The following is a 21,893-nucleotide window of genomic DNA, read 5'->3' as shown; positions in this document are numbered from 1 at the left end:
GTGCGTCAGACCGCAGGCGCGTACTTCGGGTTCGGGCCGTATTCGTTCGGGTCGGGGCGGCCCTCCTGGGCCAGGAAGACGATCAGGATGATCCAGCCGATGAAGGGGATCAGGCCGATGAGGACGAACCAGCCGGAGCGGCCGGTGTCGTGGAGGCGGCGGACGGCGACGCCGAGGCCGGGCAGGAAGAGGGCCAGGCTGTAGATCCAGCTGAGGGCCATGGTGCCGATGATCCGGCTGACGATCGACAGGACGATCGCGATGATCAGGTTGACCAGGAAGAACATCCAGTATTCCTGCCGCCGTGCGCGGCCGGTGAAGACGGCGTACTTTTTCAGGACGTCGACGTACCAGTGCATACTCGCCCCCCAGCGAAGTTCTGGTTTCGGCCTCCATGGAAGCAGCGGTCGTGGAGGAGCGCCATAGGTTGGTGTGTCCGGATCAATATGGTTATCCGGTTGTGCCCTCACTCATGATCAACATCCGGTTTTCAGACGCGCGCCGGAGTCCCCAGCCGCGCGTCCAGCCAGTTGAAGATCCGCTGCTCGAACAGCGCGCGCCCCAGCGGCTCGCAGTGCAGGTCCGCTCCCTCCTCCTCGGTGAAGCGGACCAGCCACTTGGGGCCGGGCAGCGCGTCGTACAGCCGCCGGGAGGCGCCCGGCCAGAAGTGCTCGCCCTCGGGGTCGGTGATCAGCAGGGGAGTGGTGATCCGGTCGAGGACGGACGTGAGGTCGTACCGGGCCACCTCGGTCAAGAGGTCGTACGGCGTGTCGATGCCGTACGGCCGGGCCCGCCAGCGCCACACCGCGGCCAGCGACGGGTTCTGCTCCAGCGCCTCCCCGATGATCGCGTCGAAGGCGTCCTGGTCCCCGGACTCCCACAGCCCGCGCAGATCGGGGCCGAGCTGCTGCCACCAGCTGTCGCCCACCCGGACCACCCCCGGGTCGGCGACGGCGGCGGCGACGCGCTGCTCGAAGGCGAGCGCGCGCGGCACCCAGTAGCCGCCCTGGCTGATCCCGGCCAGGGCCAGCCGGCGCGGGTCGACGTCGGGGCGGAGCAACAGATGGTCGACGACCGGGGTGATGACGTTCTCCCAGTCGGGCCGGAAGGTCACCCCGCGGTCGAAGAGCATCGACTGCTGGCCGGGGCCGTCGAAGAGCAGGACGCGATAGCCGCGCTCCATGGCGGGCGCGCCGAGCAGCGTCCAGGCGGCGGTCAGCGGGCCGTCGCTGCCGTTGTTGACGATCAGGGTCGGCAGCGGGGCGTCGTCCGCGCCGGGCGGGCTGATCAGATAGCCGGGCAGGGTCGTGTCCTCGTACGGGATCGCGACCCGCTCGGCGGGCGGGTCGCAGGCGTGCAGGAAGCGGTCGAGGCAGGCCCGGTGCTCCGCGAACACCTCGGCGGCCCGCTTCCCGCCGCCCTGGAGCGCGTCGGCGGCGACCAGGGCGGTGCCGAAGTAGCCCGCCGCGCGCAGCCAGGCGGCGCGGGCACTGAGCGGATGCCCCATGGCCGCGCAGCGGTCGGCGTCCTCGCTGACCCGGCGCCCCAGTTCCGTCCAGGCGTCGAACCACGCCGCGCCGTCCCCGTCGGCCACCCCCGCGGCGGTCGTCAGCACCTCGCCCGCGTCGGCGCCGTGCCGCCACACCGAGCCGAGGGCGAGCTGGACCTCGTAGTTGAACTGGTCGTTCTCGTTGAAGCGGTAGCTCATGGAGGCTGCTCCCGGGACAGACCGTGCCGACCCCCGCGCATCCGGAACGCACCTTCCACGGTAGGGGCGGCGCGGGCCGTGCGCACACGGGCGGCGCGAGTGCGGCCCGGCCCGCTCGGCGCGACCATGAAACGAGGGAAGCGTGAGCCGAATGAGGGAAACGCGAGTCACCGGAGGAACCCCATGGTCCAGCAGACGGCGACGAAGGCCCCCGCCAAGAAGCCCGTCGGCACGGGCAGTGTGTTCCTCTCCTTCGCCCCCTGGATCATCTTCGGCGTCGTCGCGAGCCCCAGTACCTGGGAGTACGCGGCGCTCGCCGCCCTCGTCGCCTCCCTCCTCCTCGCCGCGCAGGACCTGCTGCACGGCAGGATCCGCGTCCTCGACGTGACGGGCATCGTCTTCTTCGCCGTACTGGCGGTCCTCGCGCTCGCCCTGAGCCGGGACGAGCTGCTGTGGGTGGAGACGTACGCCCAGGTCATCTCCAACGGCCTGGTCGCCGTCGTGGCGCTCGGCTCCCTGCTCGCCGACCCCTTCACCGCGCAGTACGCGCGCGAGTCGACCCCGCGTCAGTACTGGGACTCGCCCGTCTTCAAACACATCAACATGGTCCTGACGGCGGTGTGGGGCCTCGCCTTCGCCCTGATGACGCTCTTCACCTGGCTCGCGATCCGCTTCCCCGACCAGGACGACTGGTTCAACTGGGTCGTCCCCATCGCGCTGCTGGTGGGGGCCGTCCGCTTCACCCAGTGGTACCCGGACCAGTACAAGGCGAGCCGTGCCGCCGCGGCGAACGGGTGACACCGAGGCATCCATGGCGGCCACTTCCGCGTCTGTAGGGGCATGGACCTGGACAAGCCGCCCACCGCGCCCGCGTATCCCGAGGGATGCCTCGCCGTGGCGATCCGCGTTCCCGTGCGGATCGTCGTCCTCGTGCTGGTGGTGCCGGTACGCCTGGTGTGGGACGCCCTCACCGTCGCCGGCCGCTTCCTGAGGGACGCCCTGCTGCGCCCGCTGGGCCGCGCGCTGCTGTGGCTGGGCCGGGCGCTCTTCGTGTGGCCGTGGGTGGCGCTGTGGCGCTGGGTCGTCGTTCCGGTCGCCAAGGGGATCGGGTTCCTGGGCCACATCCTCCTGGTGGTGCCGGCGCGGTGGCTGTACGCGCGCGTGCTCGCGCCGCTGGGCCGGGGGACCGGGTGGCTCGCGCGGGTCGTCGGTACGGCGGTGTACGCGGCGCTGGCGTGGCTCGGGCACTACCTGCTGGTCGTCCCGGTGGAGTGGCTCTTTACCCGGGTGCTCGCGCCCGTCGGCCGCGTGGTCGCGTGGTGCGCGGAGGCCGTCGCGACCGGCGTGGGCATCGCCCTGTACTGGACGGCGCGCGTGCTGCTCGTGCTGCCCGCCCTCTGGCTGTGGACGTGGGTGCTGGTACCGGCCGGGCACGGGCTGTCCTGGCTCGCGGACGTGGTCGTCACCGGGCTCGGCACCACCCTGTACTGGACCGCCCGTGTCCTGCTGGTGCTGCCTGCGGGGTGGCTGTGGCGCAGGGTCCTGCTGCCCGTCGGCCGGGTCCTCGCCGTCGTCGGGCGGGAGGTCGCGGACGCCCTCGGACACGCCTGGCGGATCGCCGGACGCATCTCACTGGCGGTCGGACGCGCGCTCGGCACACTCTTCCGGTGGATCTTCGTGGAACCCGTCCGCTGGGTGTACCGCACCGTCCTCACCCCCGTCGGACACGTCGTGCGCGACCACGTCCTGCGGCCCGCCGCGCAGGTCGCGCGCGCCGTGGGACTGGCCTCGCGGCAGGCCCTCACCACCGCCCGCGACACCGTCCGCCAGGCCCGCCGGGACCTGCGCCGGATGCTCCTCGGCGACACCCGGCAGCCGGTCGCGGCGGACCGGCGGGAACCTCACGAGCGCGGCACACGTACTCTTGGTAGCAGTACGACCGCACTCACGAAGGACTAGGACACTGGGCAAGCGACAGCCCGAAGGCCCACCGCCCGCACCCGCGGTGCAGCGCATCCGACTGCGTTACACCAAGCGCGGCCGCCTCCGGTTCACCAGCCACCGCGACTTCCAGCGCGCCTTCGAGCGCGCGCTGCGCCGCGCCGAGGTGCCCATGGCTTACTCGGCGGGGTTCACGCCGCACCCGAAGGTGTCGTACGCCAATGCCGCACCCACCGGCACGGGCAGTGAGGCGGAGTACCTCGAGATCGCCCTGACCGCGCCGCGCGACCCCGAGACCCTGCGCGGCCTGCTCGACGAGTCGATGCCCGCCGGGCTGGACATCACCGACGCGGTCGAGGCCCACACCTCCGGCCTCGCCGACCGGCTCGCGGCCTCCCTGTGGGAGCTGCGACTGGACGGCGTGGACCCGGCCGACGCCCGCCGCGCGGTCGACGCCTTCCACGCGGCCGACACGGTCGAGGTGCAGCGCACGACCAAGAACGGCGTGCGCACCTTCGACTGCCGTTCCGCCGTCTCCTCCCTGGAGGTCGTGGAGACGCAGCCGCAGGCTGATAGGCCGGAGGACCGGCCCTGTGCGATACTGCGCCTGGTTGTTCGGCACGTGACGCCTGCCGTACGACCCGACGACGTCCTGTCCGGTCTCCGCGCCGTGGCCGACCTGGCGCCGCCGGTCCCCGCAGCGGTGACCAGGCTGGCGCAGGGGCCTTTCGATGAAGAGACCGGCACGGTGACCGACCCGCTCGCGCCCGACCGCGAGGCAGCCCAGGCCAAGACGGCCGAACCGGCTGCCGCCGCGACGGCGGCGACGCCGGAAGGTTCCGTGTAGGACACACGCCGTAGCGCCGCCCTCGTATTCGGGAGCCACCTGGGTCGGGCGGTGCACCTACCAGAAGACTTTCGCCAGGCCGTACCGACAAGGCGTACGGAACCGGCGAGACAGGACACAGAGTGCTCCCGTGCGGCGCCCGCGCCCCGGACGGCGGCCATCGCGCATCGCGCGGGCCGCGGACGTCAACGGCGGACGGCCCGAAGAGGCCGGCGCCGGACCAGGCGCGGCGCCCGGGAGCCTGACGGGAGAAATGCCCGGATGCTCGAACCGACCGAGCCCAACGAGGGTTCCGAACTGAACACCCCGAGCGACACCCTGCCCCCGCGCAGGCGTCGCCGAGCCGCCTCCCGGCCGGCGGGTTCGCCCACCGCCGCCGAGGCCCCCACCGAGGTCGTCACGCCCGCCACCGGGACCGACGAGCCCGCGGCCGAGCCGCAGACAGCCGACGAGGCCGCGCCCGCGCGCCCCCGCCGCCGTGCGACCCGCCGTGCCTCCGCGCCCGCCGGTGCCCCGGCCGCCGCCGAGGCCGCCGAGACGGTCGCCCCGGTGGAGACGACGGCCGCGAAGGCCGAGACCGCTGAACCGGCCGAGGTCACCGAGACCCCCGCGCCGCGCCGTACCCGCCGCCGGGCCTCCGCGCCCGCCGGTGCCCCCGCCGCCTCCGCTCCGGCCGAGGAGAAGGCCGACGACGAGGACAGCGTGGACATCGAGAACGCGGACATCGAGAACGCCGGGGACGAGAAGGCCGCCGAGCCGGTAGCCGAGACGCCCGCTCCCCGTACGCGCCGCCGTGCCACGCGCCGCGCCTCCGCTCCCGCCGGTGCCCCGGCCGCCGCCGAAGAGGCTCCGGCCGGTGAGGCGACCGCTGAGAAGGCCGTCGAGAAGAGCGGCGTGGCGGAGAGCCCCGCCGAGGCGGAGCCCCGTACACGCCGTCGCGCCACGCGCCGCTCGTCCGCGCCCGCCACCGAGACCGCCGCAGAGGCCCCGGCCGCCGCAGAGGCGCCCGCCGCTGCCGCTGCCGCTGTCGAGGAGACGCCCGCCCCCGAGGCGGAGGCCGCTCCCCGTACCCGTCGCCGCGCCACCCGCCGGGCCTCCGCTCCCGCCGGCACCCCGGCGACCGCCGAGGCCGCTGAGCCCACCGAGTCCGCCAAGGCCGCCGAGCCGGTGGCCGAGGCCGCCGCCGAGGACACCCCCCGCCGTGGCCGTCGCCGCGCCGCCGACCGTGCCGCCGAGGCGCCCGCCGCCGCGGAGACCGAGGCGCCGCAGGCCGCCGCCGAGGGTGGCTCGCGCCGTCGTCGCCGCGTCGTACGGCAGGCCGCGGGCGGCTTCTCCGCGCCCGCGGCCGCCGAGGGCACCGAGTCCGACTCCCCGCGCAAGCCCGCCCGCCCCGCCGTGGCCGTCTTCCGGGCGCCGGTGTTCACCGAGCCGAGGTTCCAGACCCCGCAGCGGGCCGCCGCCGAGGCCGCCGCCGTGGCCGCCGAGGCCGAGGAGGCCGAGGAGGCGGCGAAGCCCGAGGAGACCGAGCAGGCCGCACAGGCCGAGCAGGCCGAGCAGTCCGGGCGCGCCGAGTCCTACGACGACCGTGGCGAGGCCGGTTCGCGCCGTCGCCGTCGCCGCCGTGGCGCTCCCGCCGAGGAGACCCGCCCGGCCGCCGAGACCGAGGCCGAGGAGCCGGAGGAGGCCGACGAGGCCGCCGAGGGCCAGGCCGAGGGTGACGACGCCGAGGGCTCCGACGACGCCGGTTCGCGCCGTCGTCGCCGCCGGGGCGGCCGTCGCCGTCGCCGTGGCGACGCCCTGGACGGCGAGGAGGGCACGGACGGCGAGGACGACGACCTGGCCGCCGAGCAGGCCGCGCAGGACGCCGAGGACACCGCCGAGCAGGAGGAAGAGGACGAGGAGGAGGCGCACGAGGCCACGGGCTCCAGCTCCAGCCGCCGTCGCCGCCGCCGTCGTCGCCGCGCCGGTGACTCCGGCGAGTCGGGCGACGCGTCCACCACCGACGACCCCGAGCGCACCGTCGTCAAGGTCCGCGAGCCCCGCAAGGCCGCCGAGCCGTCCGACGAGGTCCAGTCCATCAAGGGCTCGACGCGTCTGGAGGCCAAGAAGCAGCGCCGCCGCGAGGGCCGTGAGCAGGGCCGCCGCCGCGTGCCGATCATCACCGAGGCCGAGTTCCTGGCCCGCCGCGAGGCCGTCGAGCGCGTCATGGTCGTGCGCCAGCACGGCGAGCGCACCCAGATCGGCGTCCTGGAGGACGGCGTGCTCGTCGAGCACTACGTCAACAAGGAGCAGTCCACCTCCTACGTCGGCAACGTCTACCTGGGCAAGGTCCAGAACGTGCTGCCGTCCATGGAGGCCGCGTTCATCGACATCGGCAAGGGCCGCAACGCCGTCCTGTACGCCGGTGAGGTCAACTTCGAGGCGCTCGGCATGGCCAACGGGCCGCGCCGCATCGAGTCCGCCCTCAAGTCCGGCCAGTCGGTCCTGGTCCAGGTGACCAAGGACCCGATCGGCCACAAGGGCGCCCGCCTCACCAGCCAGGTCTCCCTGCCGGGCCGCTACCTCGTGTACGTCCCCGAGGGCTCGATGACCGGCATCAGCCGCAAGCTGCCCGACACCGAGCGGGCCCGGCTGAAGACCATCCTCAAGAAGATCGTCCCCGAGGACGCGGGCGTCATCGTGCGCACCGCCGCCGAGGGCGCGACCGAGGACGAGCTGCGCCGTGACGTCGAACGGCTCCAGGCGCAGTGGGAGGAGATCAAGAAGAAGGCGAAGACGGGCAACGCCCCGACGCTGCTGTACGGCGAGCCGGACATGACCGTCCGCGTCGTGCGCGACATCTTCAACGAGGACTTCTCCAAGGTCATCGTCAGCGGTGACGAGGCGTGGGAGACCATCCACGGCTACGTCTCGCACGTCGCCCCGGACCTCACCGACCGGCTCCAGAAGTGGACCAGCGAGGTCGACGTCTTCGCCACGTACCGGATCGACGAGCAGCTCGCCAAGGCGCTGGACCGCAAGGTCTGGCTGCCCAGCGGCGGTTCGCTGGTGATCGACCGGACCGAGGCGATGGTCGTCGTCGACGTCAACACCGGCAAGTTCACCGGCCAGGGCGGCAACCTGGAGGAGACGGTCACCAGGAACAACCTGGAGGCGGCCGAGGAGATCGTGCGCCAGCTGCGGCTGCGCGACCTCGGCGGCATCATCGTGATCGACTTCATCGACATGGTCCTGGAGTCCAACCGGGACCTGGTGCTGCGCCGCCTCCTGGAGTGCCTGGGCCGCGACCGCACCAAGCACCAGGTGGCCGAGGTGACCTCGCTGGGCCTGGTCCAGATGACCCGCAAGCGGGTCGGCCAGGGCCTGCTGGAGTCCTTCTCCGAGTCCTGCGTCCACTGCAACGGTCGCGGTGTCATCGTCCACATGGAGCAGCCCTCGTACGCCGGTGGCGGCGGTGGCGGCAAGCGCAAGAAGCGCGGCAAGGGCGGCGACGCCCACACCCACGAGCACGAGGGTGCCGCTGTCGCCGTGGCCGTCGAGACCGCCGAGGCGCCCGCGCCCGAGGTGACCGAGACGGCCGCCGAGCCGCTCGCGCTGCCCGTGCCGGAGTTCACCCCGGACGACGAGCTGTACAGCAGCATCGCCGAGGCGGAGGCCGCGGCCGGACGTGGCCGTTCGCGCCGCCGTACGAGCCGCAGGGCCGCCGGTGCGCCGAAGGCCGAGACCGGCCGGACCGAGAACGGCAGGGCCAAGGGCGGCCGTGCCGCGCGGGCCGAGGCTCCGGTGGACCGCGCCGAGCCCGTCGCCGAGGCCGAGCGCGCCGTGCGACCGGAGCGGGCCGCCGAGGCGCAGCCCGCGCCGGTCGCCGCCGAGGAGCCGGTGGTGACGCGGGAGGCCGTGGCCGAGAAGCCGTCGGCCGAAGCGCCCGTCGCCCCGGAGCCCGTGGCCGAGGAGGCCGCGCCCCAGGGCCGTACGCGCCGCCGGGTCACCCGCAAGGTGTCGGCGCCCGCCGGTTCCCCGGCCGGGTCCGAGGCGGCCGTCGTGACCGTCGCGGAGACCGCGCCGGCGGCCGAGCCGGAGCCCGAGGCCCAGGCCGAGGAGGCCCCCGCCGAGAGCGCCGCCCCGGCGCGTCCGCGCCGCCGCGCGGTGCGCAGGGCGACCGCCTCCACCGCGTCCGAGGACACGGCCGTCGTGGTCGTCCCGTCGGCCGCCACGGAGACGGAAGCGGCGGCGGAGACGGCGACGGAGGCTCCCGCCGAGCCGGGCGAGGCCGAGGAGGCCGCGCCGGCCAAGAAGACCGCCCGCAAGGCGGCCAAGAAGGCCCCGGCGAAGAAGGCTGCCGCGAAGAAGACCACGGCGGCCAAGAAGACGACGGCCAAGAAGACCGCCGCCAAGAAGACGACCGCGAAGACGACGGCCAAGAAGGCGACCAAGACCGCCAAGACGGCCGCCGCCAAGTCCACGGCGAAGAAGACCACCACGGTCTCCGCGCCCGACGAGAGCTGAGTCCCACCCCGAACACCGTGTGGCCCTGCCGTTCCGGCAGGGCCACACGGTTGTCACCGGGGCTTTTCCGGCCGCCTCCCCGGCCGTGGAGCCCCTGAACACCCACCGTGCCGCCGCTCCCTGGACAGGACGGCCGCACGTGAGCCGCGTGAACCGAAGGAGAAAACCGCGATGATAGGTCTCGTGCTGGCGGCCGGCGCCGGGCGGCGTCTGCGTCCCTACACCGACACGCTGCCCAAGGCTTTGGTGCCGGTCGGTCCGGAGGGCGACGAGGAGTCGCTGACGGTTCTGGACCTGACGCTGGGCAACTTCGCCGAGGTGGGTCTGACCGAGGTCGGTGTCATCGTCGGCTACCGCAAGGAGGCGGTGTACGCCCGTAAGGAGGCCCTGGAGGCCAAGTACGGGCTGACGATCACGCTGATCGACAACGACAGGGCCGAGGAGTGGAACAACGCCTACTCCCTGTGGTGCGGCCGCGACGCCCTCAAGGACGGCGTGATCCTGGCCAACGGCGACACGGTGCACCCGGTCTCGGTCGAGAAGACGCTGCTTGCCGCGCGCGGTGAGGGCAAGAGGATCATCCTCGCGCTGGACACGGTGAAGTCCCTGGCGGACGAGGAGATGAAGGTCGTCGTGGACCCCGACAAGGGCGTCCGGAAGATCACGAAGCTGATGGACCCGGCCGAGGCGACGGGTGAGTACATCGGCGTCACGCTCATCGAGGGCGAGGCGGCCGAGGAGCTGGCCGACGCGCTGCGCGTGACCTTCGAGCGCGACCCGCAGCTGTACTACGAGGACGGCTACCAGGAGCTCGTCAACCGCGGCTTCAAGATCGACGTCGCTCCGATCGGCGAAGTCTCCTGGGTCGAGATCGACAACCACGACGACCTGGCCCGGGGACGGGAGATCGCGTGCCGATACTGACCCGGCTCATCCCCTCGCCCGTCGTCGTCGACATCCGCCCGGGCGCCCTGTCCGACCTGGCGAACGTCCTCGCCGACCAGCGCATCTCGCACTCCGGCCGCCTCGCCGTCGCCGTCAGCGGCGGCTCGGGCGCCCGGCTGCGCGAGCGCGTCGCGCCGTCCCTGCCGGGTGCCACCTGGTTCGAGGTCGGCGGCGGCACGCTGGACGACGCGGTGCGCCTGGCCGACGAGATGAAGTCCGGCCGGTACGACGCCGTGGTCGGCCTCGGCGGCGGGAAGGTCATCGACTGCGCCAAGTACGCGGCGGCCCGCATCGGCCTGCCGCTCGTCGCGGTCGCCACCAACCTCTCCCACGACGGCATCTGCTCGCCCGTGTCCATCCTGGACAACGACGCGGGCCGGGGCTCCTACGGTGTGCCGACGCCCATCGCCCTGCTCATCGACCTCGACGTGATCCGTGAGACGCCGGTGCGCTTCGTGCGCTCGGGCATCGGGGACGCTGTGTCGAACATCTCGGCGGTCGCGGACTGGGAGCTGGCCAACCGGGTCAACGGCGAGAAGATCGACGGACTCGCCGCCGCCATGGCCCGCCAGGCCGGCGAGGCCGTGCTGCGCCACCCCGGCGACTGCGTGGACGACGGCTTCCTCACCGTGCTCGCGGAGGGCCTCGTGCTCTCCGGCATCGCCATGTCGATCGCCGGTCACACCCGGCCCTCCTCCGGCGCCTGCCACGAGATCAGCCACGCGCTCGACCTGCTCTACCCCAAGCGGGCGGCGAGCCACGGTGAGCAGGTGGGCCTCGGCGCGGCCTTCGCCATGCATCTGCGCGGCGACCACGAGGGCTCGTTCCTCATGGCGGCCTCGCTGCGCCGGCACGGACTGCCGGTGCTGGCCGAGGACATCGGGTTCAGCGCCGACGAGTTCGTCCGGGCCGTGGAGTTCGCGCCGGAGACCCGGCCGGGCCGCTACACGATCCTGGAGCACCTGGAGCTGTCCCCGCAGGGCATCCGGAAGGCGTACGCGGACTACGCGGCCACGCTGACCGGCTGACCCGGGCCCGGTTTGACCCCTACAGGGCCTGCCCGTACCCTTGACTGTCGGCGTGTCTGAACACGCCACATCCCCGTAAACCTTTTTCCCTCCCGGTCACACCCGGTGTGGCCGGGAGAGGTCGTCCATGGTGTTTTCACCGGTGCGGCTGGCCTGCGGGGGTGCCGTCCTTCGAGCGAAAGTGAGATCCGCGTGTACGCCATCGTGCGCAGCGGTGGTCGCCAGCACAAGGTTGCTGTCGGCGACATCGTTGAGGTTGACAAGATTTCCACCGCCAATGTCGGCGACACGGTCGAGCTCTCGACCCTGCTCGTTGTCGACGGTGACTCCGTGACCAGCGACCCGTGGGTGCTGGCCGGCATCAAGGTCCAGGCCGAGGTCGTGGACCACCACAAGGGCCAGAAGATCGACATTCTGCGCTACAAGAACAAGACCGGCTACCGCCGTCGTCAGGGCCACCGCCAGCAGTACACGGCGATCAAGGTCACTGAGATCCCCACGGCCGCGAAGTAAGGGACTGAGAACAGATGGCACACAAGAAGGGCGCATCGTCCACCCGGAACGGTCGCGACTCCAATGCCCAGCGGCTCGGCGTGAAGCGCTTCGGCGGTCAGGTCGTCAGCGCGGGTGAGATCCTGGTCCGCCAGCGTGGCACCCACTTCCACCCGGGCGCCGGTGTCGGCCGTGGTGGCGACGACACGCTGTTCGCGCTGCAGCCCGGCGCCGTGGAGTTCGGCAAGAGCCGCGGCCGCAAGGTCGTGAACATCGTTCCGGTCGCCTGAATCGTCTGATTCACGGCCGCGACCGAACATTTCGCGCGAGGCGGACCTCACTTCCCGATCGGGAAGGCAGGTCCGCCTTTCGCGTGTTGACATAGGTAATACCCGCACTTTTCTGGAGGCACCCACCATGACCACCTTCGTGGACCGCGTCGAACTGCACGTCGCCGCGGGTAACGGGGGCCACGGCTGTGCCTCCGTCCACCGCGAGAAGTTCAAGCCGCTCGGCGGCCCGGACGGCGGCAACGGCGGCCGGGGCGGCGACGTCATCCTCACCGTGGACCAGTCGATCACGACGCTGCTCGACTACCACCACTCCCCGCACCGCAAGGCCACCAACGGCAAGCCCGGCGAGGGCGGCAGCCGCTCCGGCAAGGAGGGCCAGGACCTGGTCCTGCCGGTCCCGGACGGCACCGTCGTGCTGGACAAGGCGGGCAACGTGCTCGCCGACCTGGTCGGCCAAGGCACCTCCTACGTCGCCGCGCAGGGCGGCCGGGGCGGCCTCGGCAACGCCGCGCTCGCCAGCGCCCGCCGCAAGGCCCCCGGCTTCGCGCTCCTCGGTGAGCCCGGTGACCTCCAGGACGTGGTCCTGGAGCTGAAGACCGTCGCCGACGTGGCCCTGGTCGGCTACCCGAGCGCGGGCAAGTCCTCGCTGATCTCCGTGCTCAGCGCGGCCAAGCCGAAGATCGCGGACTACCCCTTCACCACCCTCGTGCCCAACCTCGGTGTGGTGACGGCCGGTTCGACCGTCTACACCATCGCCGACGTGCCCGGTCTGATCCCGGGCGCCAGCCAGGGCAAGGGCCTCGGCCTGGAGTTCCTGCGCCACGTGGAGCGCTGCAGTGTCCTGGTACACGTCCTGGACACCGCGACGCTGGAGTCCGAGCGCGACCCGCTGTCCGACCTCGACATCATCGAGGAGGAGCTGCGGCAGTACGGCGGCCTCGACAACCGTCCCCGCATCGTCGTCCTGAACAAGGTGGACGTGCCGGACGGCAAGGACCTCGCCGAGATGGTCCGCCCCGACCTGGAGGCGCGCGGCTACCGCGTCTTCGAGGTGTCGGCGGTCGCCCACATCGGCCTGAAGGAACTGACGTACGCCCTCGGTGACATCGTCGCCAAGGCGCGTGCCGCCAAGCCCGAGGAAGAGGCCACGCGCATCGTCATCCGGCCGAAGGCCGTGGACGACGCGGGCTTCACCGTCACCCGCGAGGAGATCGACGGCGAGCCGCTGTTCCGCGTGCGCGGCGAGAAGCCCGAGCGCTGGGTCCGCCAGACCGACTTCAACAACGACGAGGCCGTCGGCTACCTCGCCGACCGGCTCAACCGCCTCGGTGTCGAGGACCGGCTGATGAAGGCGGGCGCCCGCTCCGGCGACGGCGTCGCGATCGGCCCCGAGGACAACGCGGTCGTCTTCGACTGGGAGCCCACGGTCACCGCCGGTGCCGAGATGCTCGGCCGCCGAGGCGAGGACCACCGCTTCGAGGCCCCGCGGCCCGCCGCCCAGCGCCGCCGCGACAAGCAGGCCGAGCGGGACGACGCGCAGGAGGAGTACGACGGCTTCGAGCCGTTCTAGTGCCGCAACAGGCAACGTTCGCCCCGTCGCGCAAACGTTGCCTGCCGCGGCACCAGGTCGCGCAACGCGCTCCGGCGAGTTCGGGCGATGTGAGAGCATCGCCCGAACTCGCCGGAGTGGTACGGCTGTTGGTGGACGCGCTGATCCACCGCCCGGGAACCCCCGGGGGATCACTTCGCCGCGGTCAGGTCCTCGTAGAGGAGTTCCCACGACTTGGTGATGACGTCGGGGCTGTATTCGGCGGCCTTCCGCAGGGCCGCTTCGGAGAAGCCGCGGCGCAGTTTCTCGTCCGCGATGAGGCGGATGATGCCCTCGGCCAGGGCGGTCACGTCGAGTTCGCGGACGAGCAGGCCGTCCACGCCGTCGGCGACGAGTTCCCGCGGGCCGACCGGGCAGTTGAAACTGACCACGGGGAGACCGCAGTTCATGGCCTCCAGCAGCACCATGCCGAAGCCCTCGGACTTGGAGCTCATCGCGAAGATGGAGCCCTTCGCGAGTTCCTGGTCGAGCGTGCGCGTCGGACCCATGAGGAAGACGTGGTTGTACAGGTGCCTGTTGCGGATGGCCTTGCGCAGGGCGTCCATCTCGGGTCCGTCGCCGTGGATGCGCAGGGTCCAGTCCGGGTGGACCTCCACGACCTTGCCGAACGCCTCGATCAGCTTGTCGATGCCCTTGTTGCCGTCGAGCCGTCCGGCGCTGACCACCATGGGCCGCGAGTGGTCGGTGCGGGGCACGTCCAGGGTGTGCAGCGCGTTCGGGATCCGGCCGACGCGGACGTCGGGGAACGCCTCGGCGTAGGCGGTGCGGTCCGCTTCGGTGAGGCAGACGACCGCGTCCATCTTCACGTAGGCGGCGTCGATGGCCTCGCGCCACTCGCCCTTGTGCGTGGACAGGCCCGCGTGCTCCTGGACGACCCGGACCAGCGACGGGTCCGTGAACTCGGCGATGATCAGATTGATCGTGGGCCGGGTGCCGATCACGATCTGGTTCTCCAGACCGCGCAGGAAGCGGATCATCGCACCGATGCGGCGACGGCTGTCGAAGTTCTTGGAGAGGCCCGCCGGGAAGAGCTCGTGCCAGGAGGTGTCCTCCGGGCCGTCGTACTCGTCCCAGTCCACGTACGAGCCGGACCGGTTGTCCACGAGGGCGGTCATCTTCACCCGTGAATCCAGCGGGAAGGGCGGCTCGTCGTGGTAGCGCAGCATGGTCGCGATCTCGACCTCGTGACCGCGCTCGACCATGGCATTGGCCTGGTTGAAGACGGTACGGACCGTACCCCCGACGCCGAACGCGTTGTAGATCAGATAGGTCAGCTTCATCTGGCGCTCCGGTTGGCGTCGCCGCGTCGGGCGCAGCGTATGGCAAGGTCGTCGCCATCGGTGTAGTACGGCATCACGGCGACCCCGTCCTTGTACTGCTCGGGGTACTTCACGATCTGCTTCTTGCCCGGCATGTCGTCGAGGTGGCCGCCGACACGGAGCAGCAGCTTGCGCTCACCTCGCCGCGCGACCACATGCATGTCCCAGTGTTCGCGGGGCAGTGCGTCCCAGACGGCCAGATCGCCGAGGGGCACGACCGCCTCGAAGTCCGCGCCGTCACTGGAGACGGGGAAGTACAGCCGGCGCGGGGTCGGACGCGAACTGGAGCTCAGCGTGCGCATGAACCGGTCGGTGAGCCGTTTGACGCCGGTCGGAACGGGGAGCTCCGGCCGCTCGCGAGAAGTGAGGCACAGCTGCCACGACTTGTCGACGGGGGCGCCGTCCGGCTTCCCGTCGATGATGACCGTCCCGATCACACGGATCCGGCCGTCGCGCGGCCAGACCCGTCTGACCTCGGCATGGGAGCGCTCCCTGGAACTGGCTTGCATGGCCACCTTCTCTTCTGTTCCTGTCAGTTGGCCTTCCCCCTGGGGAAGACGAGAGGTCAGGCAAAGCAGCGGCGCCAGTCCGCTTCGTTCCGTCAGGCTCACCGAGGGCGGGATGACGGGGGTTTCGTGCGCGCACATGCCAGGGATGTGGCCGTATCGGTACCGAGAGCCGGCGCGCTCCGTAGAGGCGCGCCGACTCTCCGACCGGGGAGCTGTGCGACCTGGTACCGCTAGGCCGCGGGCTCCTTCACGCCTTCCGCCTCGGCGGCCGCGGGGGACGGAGCCGGTATTCGCTCGTCCAGCGGCACGACCGGCAGGTTCTCCGCCGGCTCGCCCAGCATGATCTGCCGTATGACGCGCTCGGCGGCCCGGCCGTCGTCGTACTCGCAGAACTTGCGGCGGAAGGTGTCCCGCAGGGCGTCGGACTGCTCGTCCTTCCAGGCGCCGCCGACGAAGATCTCGTGCAGTTCGTCCTGGGTGCGCGCGACGTGGCCGGGGGCCTCGTCCATGAGGTCGAAGTACACACCGCGGGAAATCTTGTACGCGTCCCAGTCGTTGGCGTAGACCACGATCGGCCGGTCGAGGTTGGCGTAGTCGAACATCATGGACGAGTAGTCGCCCAGCAGTACGTCCGCGGCGAGCTGCAGCTCCTCCGAGGAGGTGTACGCGGTGACGTCGATGACGCGGGAGGACGCCTCCAGCGCCCGGACCTCCGCCGTCCGCTCGTAGAAGTGGTGGCCTCGCATGAGCACGACGAAGTCGTCACCGAGGGCGTCGGTGAGGCGGCCGAGGTCGAGCTGGGGGACGTAGCCCTTGGTGTAGTCCCGGTGGGTCGGCGCGTAGAGAACGGCGGTCTTTCCCTCGGGAATACCGATCTTCTTCCGGAGGCGTCGGACGTCGTCCGCGGTCGCCGTGTAGAAGACGTCGTTGCGGGGGTAGCCGCTCTCCATCAGCTTGAAGGAGCAAGGGAAGGCCCGCTCCCAGATCTCCGAGGAGAACCGGTTGGAGGAGATGCAGTAGTCCCAACGGTCCGAGCGCTGCAGGAGCTTCGTGAAGTTCGTGCCCTTGGCGGCGATCGGGTACTGCATCAGGTGGACGCCCATGCGCTTGAGGGGCGTGCCGTGCTGCGTCTGCACGTGGACCGTGCCGGGCCGCTTGACGAAGCGGTCCTCGAAGTTGACGTTGTTGAAGAAGTACTTGGCGCGCGCCATGATCTCCCAGTACCGCTCGGTACCCGGGATGACGTAGTCGACGCCCGGCGGAAGCTTCTTGACCTCTTCCTTCTTGGCGACCACCACACCCCTGACGTGGGGGGCTATCTCCTTGGCCCGGGCGTGCAGCGCGGCGGGGTTGCACACGTAACCCCGGTCCCAGTAGGACGAGTAGACGGCCAGGTTCTGGTCGATGGGCTGCTTGAGGGCGGCCTCGTAATGGCGCGTCAGGCGCCTGTCGGCGACCTTCTTCTTGGTGGCGCGGACCGTCTTGCGGACCTTGCGCCGGCCCTGGTTGGCCATTTTCAGCGTCTGGTAGACCGGGTAGGCGCCACGCGCGATCAGGGCGTGCCGGATACCCGACTGTCCCTCGGGCCGCACATAACCCGCCGGCAGATAGCGCTGGTAATGACGGTGCGCCATGGAGAAGAATTCCGAGCGCAATTCGTCGGGCACACGGTTGCTCTTCGCCAGAATGGCGATGAAATGGTCGATCATCTTCGTGAAGAGCTGAGGACGCCACTCCGCGAGGGACGGGTCGCTGTCCATGAACGCGAAGACGCGCTCGTACTGGTCGAAGATGTCGAAGTGCTTGCGGCTGACCGTGCGGAGGATGTTGCCCTGACGGCGCTGACGGTAATGGACGGCGACGTGGTCCAGGGCGGCGATGCGCTCCGCCGACATCAGGACCGGGAAAGTCCAGGGAGTGTCCTCGTAGTATCCCGGCGGGAATTCGAAGCCGCGCTTCTCGATGAAGTCGCGCCGGTAGACCTTGTTCCAGACCACCATGAGGAGGCTGAGGAACTCCGGCCGCTCCTTCGCCGTGAAGACCTCCGGCCCCTCCGTCTGGAAGACGGCGGCCAGGCTGTTGCGGGTCACGCCGCCCCACCAGAAGGTGCGCGCGTAGTCGAAGATCAGGACGTCCGGGTCGGAGGTCTCCTCCAGCCGGTCCGCGATGAGCTGCAGCGAGCCGGGCGTGAGCGTGTCGTCGCTGTCGAGGAAGAAGAGGTAGTCGCCGCGCGCTATCTCCATGCCCGCGTTCCGGGCCCGGCCCAGGCCGACGTTCTCGGGCAGGTGCAGCGCCCGGACCCGCTCGTCGGCCTTGGCGTATTCGTCGACGATCTCACCGCAGCGATCGGGCGAGCGGTCGTTGACAGCGATTACCTCGATGTCACGGAAGGACTGCTCAAGGATGGAATCAAGGCACTCCGGCAAGAAGGACTGCACTTGGTAAATCGGTACAATCACGCTGATACGCGGCTTCGACACGCCCTGCTCTTCCAATCCTTTGACCGCACCCGTCGCTGTCCGGGTCCGGGCCCGGGTTCGGGCCCGGGTCCTGAGTCTTTCGTCATCCGTGGGGCCTGTAGCACAGGTGGTTGACGGATGAGGGAGGATACACTGACCAACAGCCTATATGTCAGGTGCAGAACCCGGCGCATCGCCCTGAAGTCCTGACGGCCCTGTGACGCGAATCATCAGTTCGGAACCGGCGGCACGTGTTACGGGACGCGCAACCCCAGGTCGCGGGCTTCGGCCGTCGAGCCGGTGGGAATAGGGCACTTCCGTCCGACAGCCCGTTTCGCGGCATTGGTTCCCTTGGGGTGGCCACGGACATCGTGGGGGAAGTCTCATGCGCCCCCTCCATCGACCGCGCCTCGAATGCCCCGTTGTGCCGCATTCGATTTTCGCCGGACCATCGGCCAAGGTGGTCGAAACGGTACGGACAGAGGAGACGGACCATGGGCTGGCTGGTTACGGGAGGCGCCGGATACATCGGGGCGCACGTGGTGCGCGCCCTGACCGAGGGCGGCGAGGACGTGGTCGTCTACGACGACCTGTCGACCGGCACGGCCGACCGCGTGCCCGAGAACGTGCCGCTGGTCGTGGGCACCGTCCTGGACGCGAACCTCCTGGAACGCACCCTGCGCGAGCACGACATCTCCGGGGTCGTGCACATCGCGGCCAAGAAGCAGGTCGGGGAATCGGTCGAGCGGCCACTCCACTACTACCGCGAGAACGTCACCGGTCTGCAGACCCTGCTGGAGGCGATGACGGCCACCGGCGTCGGCCGGATCGTCTTCTCCTCGTCCGCCGCCGTCTACGGCATGCCGGACGTCGACCTCGTCACCGAGGACACGCCCTGTGCCCCCATGAGCCCCTACGGCGAGACCAAGCTCACCGGCGAGCGGCTCATCGCCGCGGCCGCACGCGCCCATGGGCTGCGCGCCGCCTCCCTGCGCTACTTCAACGTGGCCGGAGCCGCCGCCCCCGAACTGTCCGACGAGGGCGTCTTCAACCTCGTCCCCATGGTCTTCGAGCGACTGGAGGCCGACGAGGCCCCCCGCATCTTCGGCGCCGACTACGCCACCCCGGACGGCACCTGCGTGCGTGACTACATCCACGTCCAGGACATCGCCTCCGCCCATCGGGCGGCCGCCAAGTGGCTGGGCGAGACGCCGGAGGGAACCTCGATCGTCCTGAACATCGGCCGGGGCGAGGGGAGTTCGGTGCGCGAGGTGGTGGACCGCATCCTCAAGGTGACCGGCAACGAGGAGTGCGTGCCCGACATCACCGACCGGCGCGCCGGAGACCCGGCACGAGTGGTCGCCTCGGCAGCCCGCATCCACGACGAGCTGGGCTGGACCGCCCGGTTCGGCCTGGACGACATGATCGAGTCCGCCTGGCAGGGCTGGCGTCACCGCCACGGCTGAGATGCGTCGGAGGGACGAGGGCGCGCCGGTACGGGATCCCCGTACCGGCGCTTCCCGTTCAGCGGCGTACCGCTGTCACGCCTTCAGGTCCGTCCGGTCGCCCATCACCACGACCGGGTGCCGGGCCGGGTCCAGCGTGCGCAGCAGGTACTCCATGTCCGCCCTGGACTGGCTCACGCACGCCGAGGTGCCGCTGCCGTGGTCCATGTGCAGCCAGATGTTGCCGCCCTTGGACTGGCCCCGCGGCCGGGTCGGGTCGTTGGGCGGGGTGCCCTTGACCCGGTTGTAGTCGATGGCGATGACGTAGTCGAAGTCGTTCCAGTACGTCTTCTTCCAGTAGTGCGGCGCCTGGAAGGCGGCGGAGCGGGTGTACGGCAGCTTGGTGCCCGGTGCGGCGAGGACGCCGCCCGCGTCGCTCAGCGTGAAGACCCCCACGGGGCTGCGCTTGTCGTCCTCGTGATGGTCCGTCGTCCAGCCCTTGCGCCCGTTGTGCGCGGACCAGGTGCGCTCCTGCTTCCAGGCCTGGCCCGTCTTCTCGTAGAGCGCGACGGTCGAGTCGGCCGAGTCCTTGCCGTCCCCGTACACCGCGACGACCTGCCGGGTATTAGGCGGTACCTGCCGCCACAGCCGGTCCCCGATGTCCGGGACGCGCTTGAGCGGCGCCGTGTGCGGCTTGGCGTCCGTGTGAGCGTGCCCGGCGCCGTTGCCCTGATGTGACGAGCCGCCACCGCACCCCGTCACCCCGGCGGTGATCAGCACACCGCCCGCCATCGCCGTAATCGCCCGCATCGCACCGCTTGTTCGCATGGGCTCCATCGTGGCAGAACTCCGCTCCCGCCCGGCCGACCCCTCGGCGCTCGCCTGCCGCGTCCGCCGGACCGTCCGGCAGCCGGACGCGGCTGCACCCACGGCTCCCATTCGCGTAGATTGCGGCACACGCAGCTCATCGGGGAAGACCAGGGGAGTCAGGGCAGGTGGCAAGCGCAAGGCAGGCCGTGGGCGAGGCCCGCAGGATCATCGTCAAGGTGGGCTCCTCCTCGCTGACCACCGCCGCGGGCGGCCTGGACGCCGACCGGGTGGACGCGCTGGTGGACGTGCTCGCCAAGTTCCGCGCCCCGGGCGCGGACGGCGCGCCGCGCGAGGTCGTGCTCGTCTCCTCCGGTGCCATCGCCGCCGGTCTCGCCCCACTGGGGCTGCCCCGCCGCCCCCGCGACCTGGCCCGCCAGCAGGCCGCCGCCAGCGTCGGCCAGGGCCTGCTCGTCGCCCGCTACACCGCCTCCTTCGCGCGCTACGGCGTCCGCGTCGGCCAGGTGCTGCTCACCAGCGACGACATGAGCCGCCGCAGCCACCACCGCAACGCCTCGCGCACCCTGGACAAGCTCCTCGCCATGGGCGCGTTCCCGATCGTCAACGAGAACGACACCGTCGCCACCGACGAGATCCGCTTCGGCGACAACGACCGCCTCGCCGCCCTCGTCGCCCACCTCGTCCGCGCCGATCTGCTGGTCCTCCTCTCCGACGTGGACGGCGTCTACGACGGCGACCCCAGCAAGCCCGGCACCTCCCGGATCGCGGAGGTGCGCTCCCCGGCCGACCTCGCGGACGTCGAGATCGGCAGCGCGGGCAAGGCCGGTGTCGGCACCGGCGGCATGGCCACCAAGGTCGAGGCCGCCCGCATCGCCGCCGCCGCGGGCATCCCGGTCGTGCTGACCAGCGCCGTCCACGCCGCCGAGGCACTGGCCGGGGGCGACACCGGCACCTGGTTCCACCCCACCGGCAGGCGCTCCGCCGACCGGCTGCTCTGGCTCCAGCACGCCTCCACCCCGCAGGGCTCCCTCACCCTCGACGACGGCGCCGTCCGCGCGGTCGTCCAGGGCCGCAAGTCGCTGCTGCCCGCCGGGATCGCCGCCGTGGAGGGCGAGTTCGGCGCGGGCGACCCCGTCGAGCTGCGCGACGCGTCCGGACGGGCCGTCGCCCGGGGCATCGTCAACTTCGACGCCAAGGAGATCCCCCGGCTGCTCGGACGTTCGACCCGCGAGCTGGCACGCGAGCTGGGCCCCGCCTACGAACGCGAGGTCGTGCACCGGGACGACCTGGTACTGCTGCACGTGTGACCCCAGGGGAACCGTGTGTAAAGCGGGGCACAAGGACCGCCCCCGGTGGGGGACGTTCCGCAAAACCGCCACGCGGAGCCCTCGGGCCTGCTCAACTTTGTCTCGGGGACATGTTGAAGGGACACGTTCCGTCAAGGGGCCATGCGTGAAGGAGGCCGTCGTGAGACGAGTCCGTCCTGGGGCGGCGTCCCGTGGTGCTCTGACGAGCGTCGCGGCCGGGGACACCTACGAGGAGCCCAAGGACCTGCCCCGCCTGTGGCATGTCACCCTCAGCGTCTCCGGGGAGTGCGTCCCCGTGCAGGACCTCAGGCGCGCCCTGGAACAGCTGGCCCACGACCACCCCTTCCTCCTGACCAGCCGGTACGCCGGTGACCACGCCGAGATCCGGTACTGGGAGGAGGCCCGCGACCTGCACGACGCGGCCGCCGTCGCGCTGCGCCTGTGGGGCGAGCACCGGCAGACCGCCGGACTGCCGGCCTGGGAGATCGTCGGCCTGGAGGTCATCGACCGCGAGACCTACCACCAGCGGATCGCCGAGGGCTACGGGCCCGCACCGGCGACACCGGTGGGAGTGCACCCGTTCTGAGGGCTGACGTTCCCTGGGCGGGCACGTGCCGGGGCGGCCGTCTCGGGTTGCGGAACAGGGCAAGCCGGGCG

The 21,893-nt window shown here is 71.3% G+C and carries 18 protein-coding genes; 12 read left to right on the top strand and 6 right to left on the bottom strand.

Features of this window, described 5'->3' with window-relative positions:
* Window positions 1–5: 5 nt before the first annotated feature.
* Together AB0E91_RS12335 and AB0E91_RS12330 are read right to left on the bottom strand one after the other, a co-directional pair.
* The gene (locus AB0E91_RS12335; RefSeq protein WP_361779198.1) at window positions 6–359 is read right to left on the bottom strand and encodes a DUF805 domain-containing protein; all 354 of its coding nucleotides are present in this window, start codon (window positions 357–359) and stop codon (window positions 6–8) included.
* Window positions 360–490: 131 nt separating this feature from the next.
* Window positions 491–1,708, bottom strand: coding sequence for a dipeptidyl aminopeptidase (locus AB0E91_RS12330; RefSeq protein ID WP_361779195.1), 1,218 nt, complete (start codon window positions 1,706–1,708; stop codon window positions 491–493).
* 183 nt (window positions 1,709–1,891) lie between these two features.
* On the opposite strand from AB0E91_RS12330, the gene AB0E91_RS12325 reads away from it, so the two are divergent.
* The 9 genes from AB0E91_RS12325 to obgE all read left to right on the top strand — a co-directional run bounded on the left by AB0E91_RS12325 (window position 1,892) and on the right by obgE (window position 13,330).
* Window positions 1,892–2,506, top strand: a complete 615-nt coding sequence (locus AB0E91_RS12325; protein WP_361779192.1) for a hypothetical protein — start codon at window positions 1,892–1,894, stop codon at window positions 2,504–2,506.
* A 42-nt stretch (window positions 2,507–2,548) separates the two neighbouring features.
* On the top strand, window positions 2,549–3,667 hold the full coding sequence (locus tag AB0E91_RS12320; RefSeq protein ID WP_361779189.1) for a hypothetical protein: 1,119 nt from the start codon (window positions 2,549–2,551) through the stop codon (window positions 3,665–3,667).
* 46 nt (window positions 3,668–3,713) lie between these two features.
* Window positions 3,714–4,496 (top strand): TIGR03936 family radical SAM-associated protein, encoded by a 783-nt coding sequence (locus AB0E91_RS12315; protein WP_361779186.1) that lies wholly within the window; start codon window positions 3,714–3,716, stop codon window positions 4,494–4,496.
* Window positions 4,497–4,757: 261 nt separating this feature from the next.
* A complete protein-coding gene (locus tag AB0E91_RS12310) occupies window positions 4,758–9,002 on the top strand; it encodes an Rne/Rng family ribonuclease (protein ID WP_361779183.1) in 4,245 nt (1,414 codons plus the stop codon).
* Between the two features lie 171 nt (window positions 9,003–9,173).
* Window positions 9,174–9,926 (top strand): phosphocholine cytidylyltransferase family protein, encoded by a 753-nt coding sequence (locus AB0E91_RS12305; RefSeq protein WP_361779180.1) that lies wholly within the window; start codon window positions 9,174–9,176, stop codon window positions 9,924–9,926.
* Window positions 9,914–10,975, top strand: coding sequence for an iron-containing alcohol dehydrogenase family protein (locus tag AB0E91_RS12300; RefSeq protein ID WP_361779177.1), 1,062 nt, complete (start codon window positions 9,914–9,916; stop codon window positions 10,973–10,975). Before AB0E91_RS12305 ends, AB0E91_RS12300 begins: the two co-directional genes overlap by 13 nt.
* A 192-nt stretch (window positions 10,976–11,167) precedes the next feature.
* The gene (gene rplU / locus AB0E91_RS12295; protein WP_018545136.1) at window positions 11,168–11,488 is read left to right on the top strand and encodes a 50S ribosomal protein L21; all 321 of its coding nucleotides are present in this window, start codon (window positions 11,168–11,170) and stop codon (window positions 11,486–11,488) included.
* 14 nt (window positions 11,489–11,502) lie between these two features.
* Window positions 11,503–11,757: a 50S ribosomal protein L27 gene (gene rpmA, locus AB0E91_RS12290; RefSeq protein WP_018545137.1), complete on the top strand. Its 255-nt coding sequence runs from the start codon at window positions 11,503–11,505 to the stop codon at window positions 11,755–11,757.
* Window positions 11,758–11,884: 127 nt separating this feature from the next.
* Window positions 11,885–13,330, top strand: coding sequence for a GTPase ObgE (gene obgE, locus AB0E91_RS12285; protein ID WP_361779173.1), 1,446 nt, complete (start codon window positions 11,885–11,887; stop codon window positions 13,328–13,330).
* A 170-nt stretch (window positions 13,331–13,500) separates the two neighbouring features.
* Here the strand turns inward: obgE and AB0E91_RS12280 are convergent, their stop codons facing one another.
* From AB0E91_RS12280 to AB0E91_RS12270, 3 genes are all read right to left on the bottom strand, one after another.
* On the bottom strand, window positions 13,501–14,649 hold the full coding sequence (locus tag AB0E91_RS12280) for a glycosyltransferase family 4 protein (protein WP_361779170.1): 1,149 nt from the start codon (window positions 14,647–14,649) through the stop codon (window positions 13,501–13,503).
* Window positions 14,646–15,197, bottom strand: a complete 552-nt coding sequence (locus AB0E91_RS12275; RefSeq protein ID WP_361779167.1) for a hypothetical protein — start codon at window positions 15,195–15,197, stop codon at window positions 14,646–14,648. The genes AB0E91_RS12280 and AB0E91_RS12275 overlap by 4 nt, the downstream gene beginning before the upstream one ends.
* Before the next feature lie 230 nt (window positions 15,198–15,427).
* Complete coding sequence (locus AB0E91_RS12270; protein ID WP_361779164.1) at window positions 15,428–17,656, bottom strand: CDP-glycerol glycerophosphotransferase family protein; 2,229 nt, start codon at window positions 17,654–17,656, stop codon at window positions 15,428–15,430.
* A 494-nt stretch (window positions 17,657–18,150) separates the two neighbouring features.
* On the opposite strand from AB0E91_RS12270, the gene galE reads away from it, so the two are divergent.
* A complete protein-coding gene (gene galE / locus AB0E91_RS12265; RefSeq protein ID WP_361779161.1) occupies window positions 18,151–19,122 on the top strand; it encodes a UDP-glucose 4-epimerase GalE in 972 nt (323 codons plus the stop codon).
* Window positions 19,123–19,197: 75 nt separating this feature from the next.
* Here galE and AB0E91_RS12260 read toward each other — a convergent pair whose 3' ends face one another.
* Window positions 19,198–19,929: a L,D-transpeptidase family protein gene (locus AB0E91_RS12260; RefSeq protein WP_361779158.1), complete on the bottom strand. Its 732-nt coding sequence runs from the start codon at window positions 19,927–19,929 to the stop codon at window positions 19,198–19,200.
* A 167-nt stretch (window positions 19,930–20,096) separates the two neighbouring features.
* Between AB0E91_RS12260 and proB the strand changes: the two genes are divergently transcribed.
* Together proB and AB0E91_RS12250 are read left to right on the top strand one after the other, a co-directional pair.
* Entirely contained in the window at window positions 20,097–21,236 is a 1,140-nt protein-coding gene (gene proB, locus AB0E91_RS12255) for a glutamate 5-kinase (protein WP_361779155.1), read from the top strand.
* Between the two features lie 160 nt (window positions 21,237–21,396).
* Window positions 21,397–21,822, top strand: a complete 426-nt coding sequence (locus tag AB0E91_RS12250) for a hypothetical protein (protein WP_199588460.1) — start codon at window positions 21,397–21,399, stop codon at window positions 21,820–21,822.
* Window positions 21,823–21,893 lie beyond the last annotated feature (71 nt).

Origin of the sequence: Streptomyces sp. NPDC026659 (assembly GCF_040638245.1) — a bacterium.
GTDB lineage: Bacteria > Actinomycetota > Actinomycetes > Streptomycetales > Streptomycetaceae > Streptomyces.
This window is presented reverse-complemented; position numbering and strand designations above follow the sequence as displayed.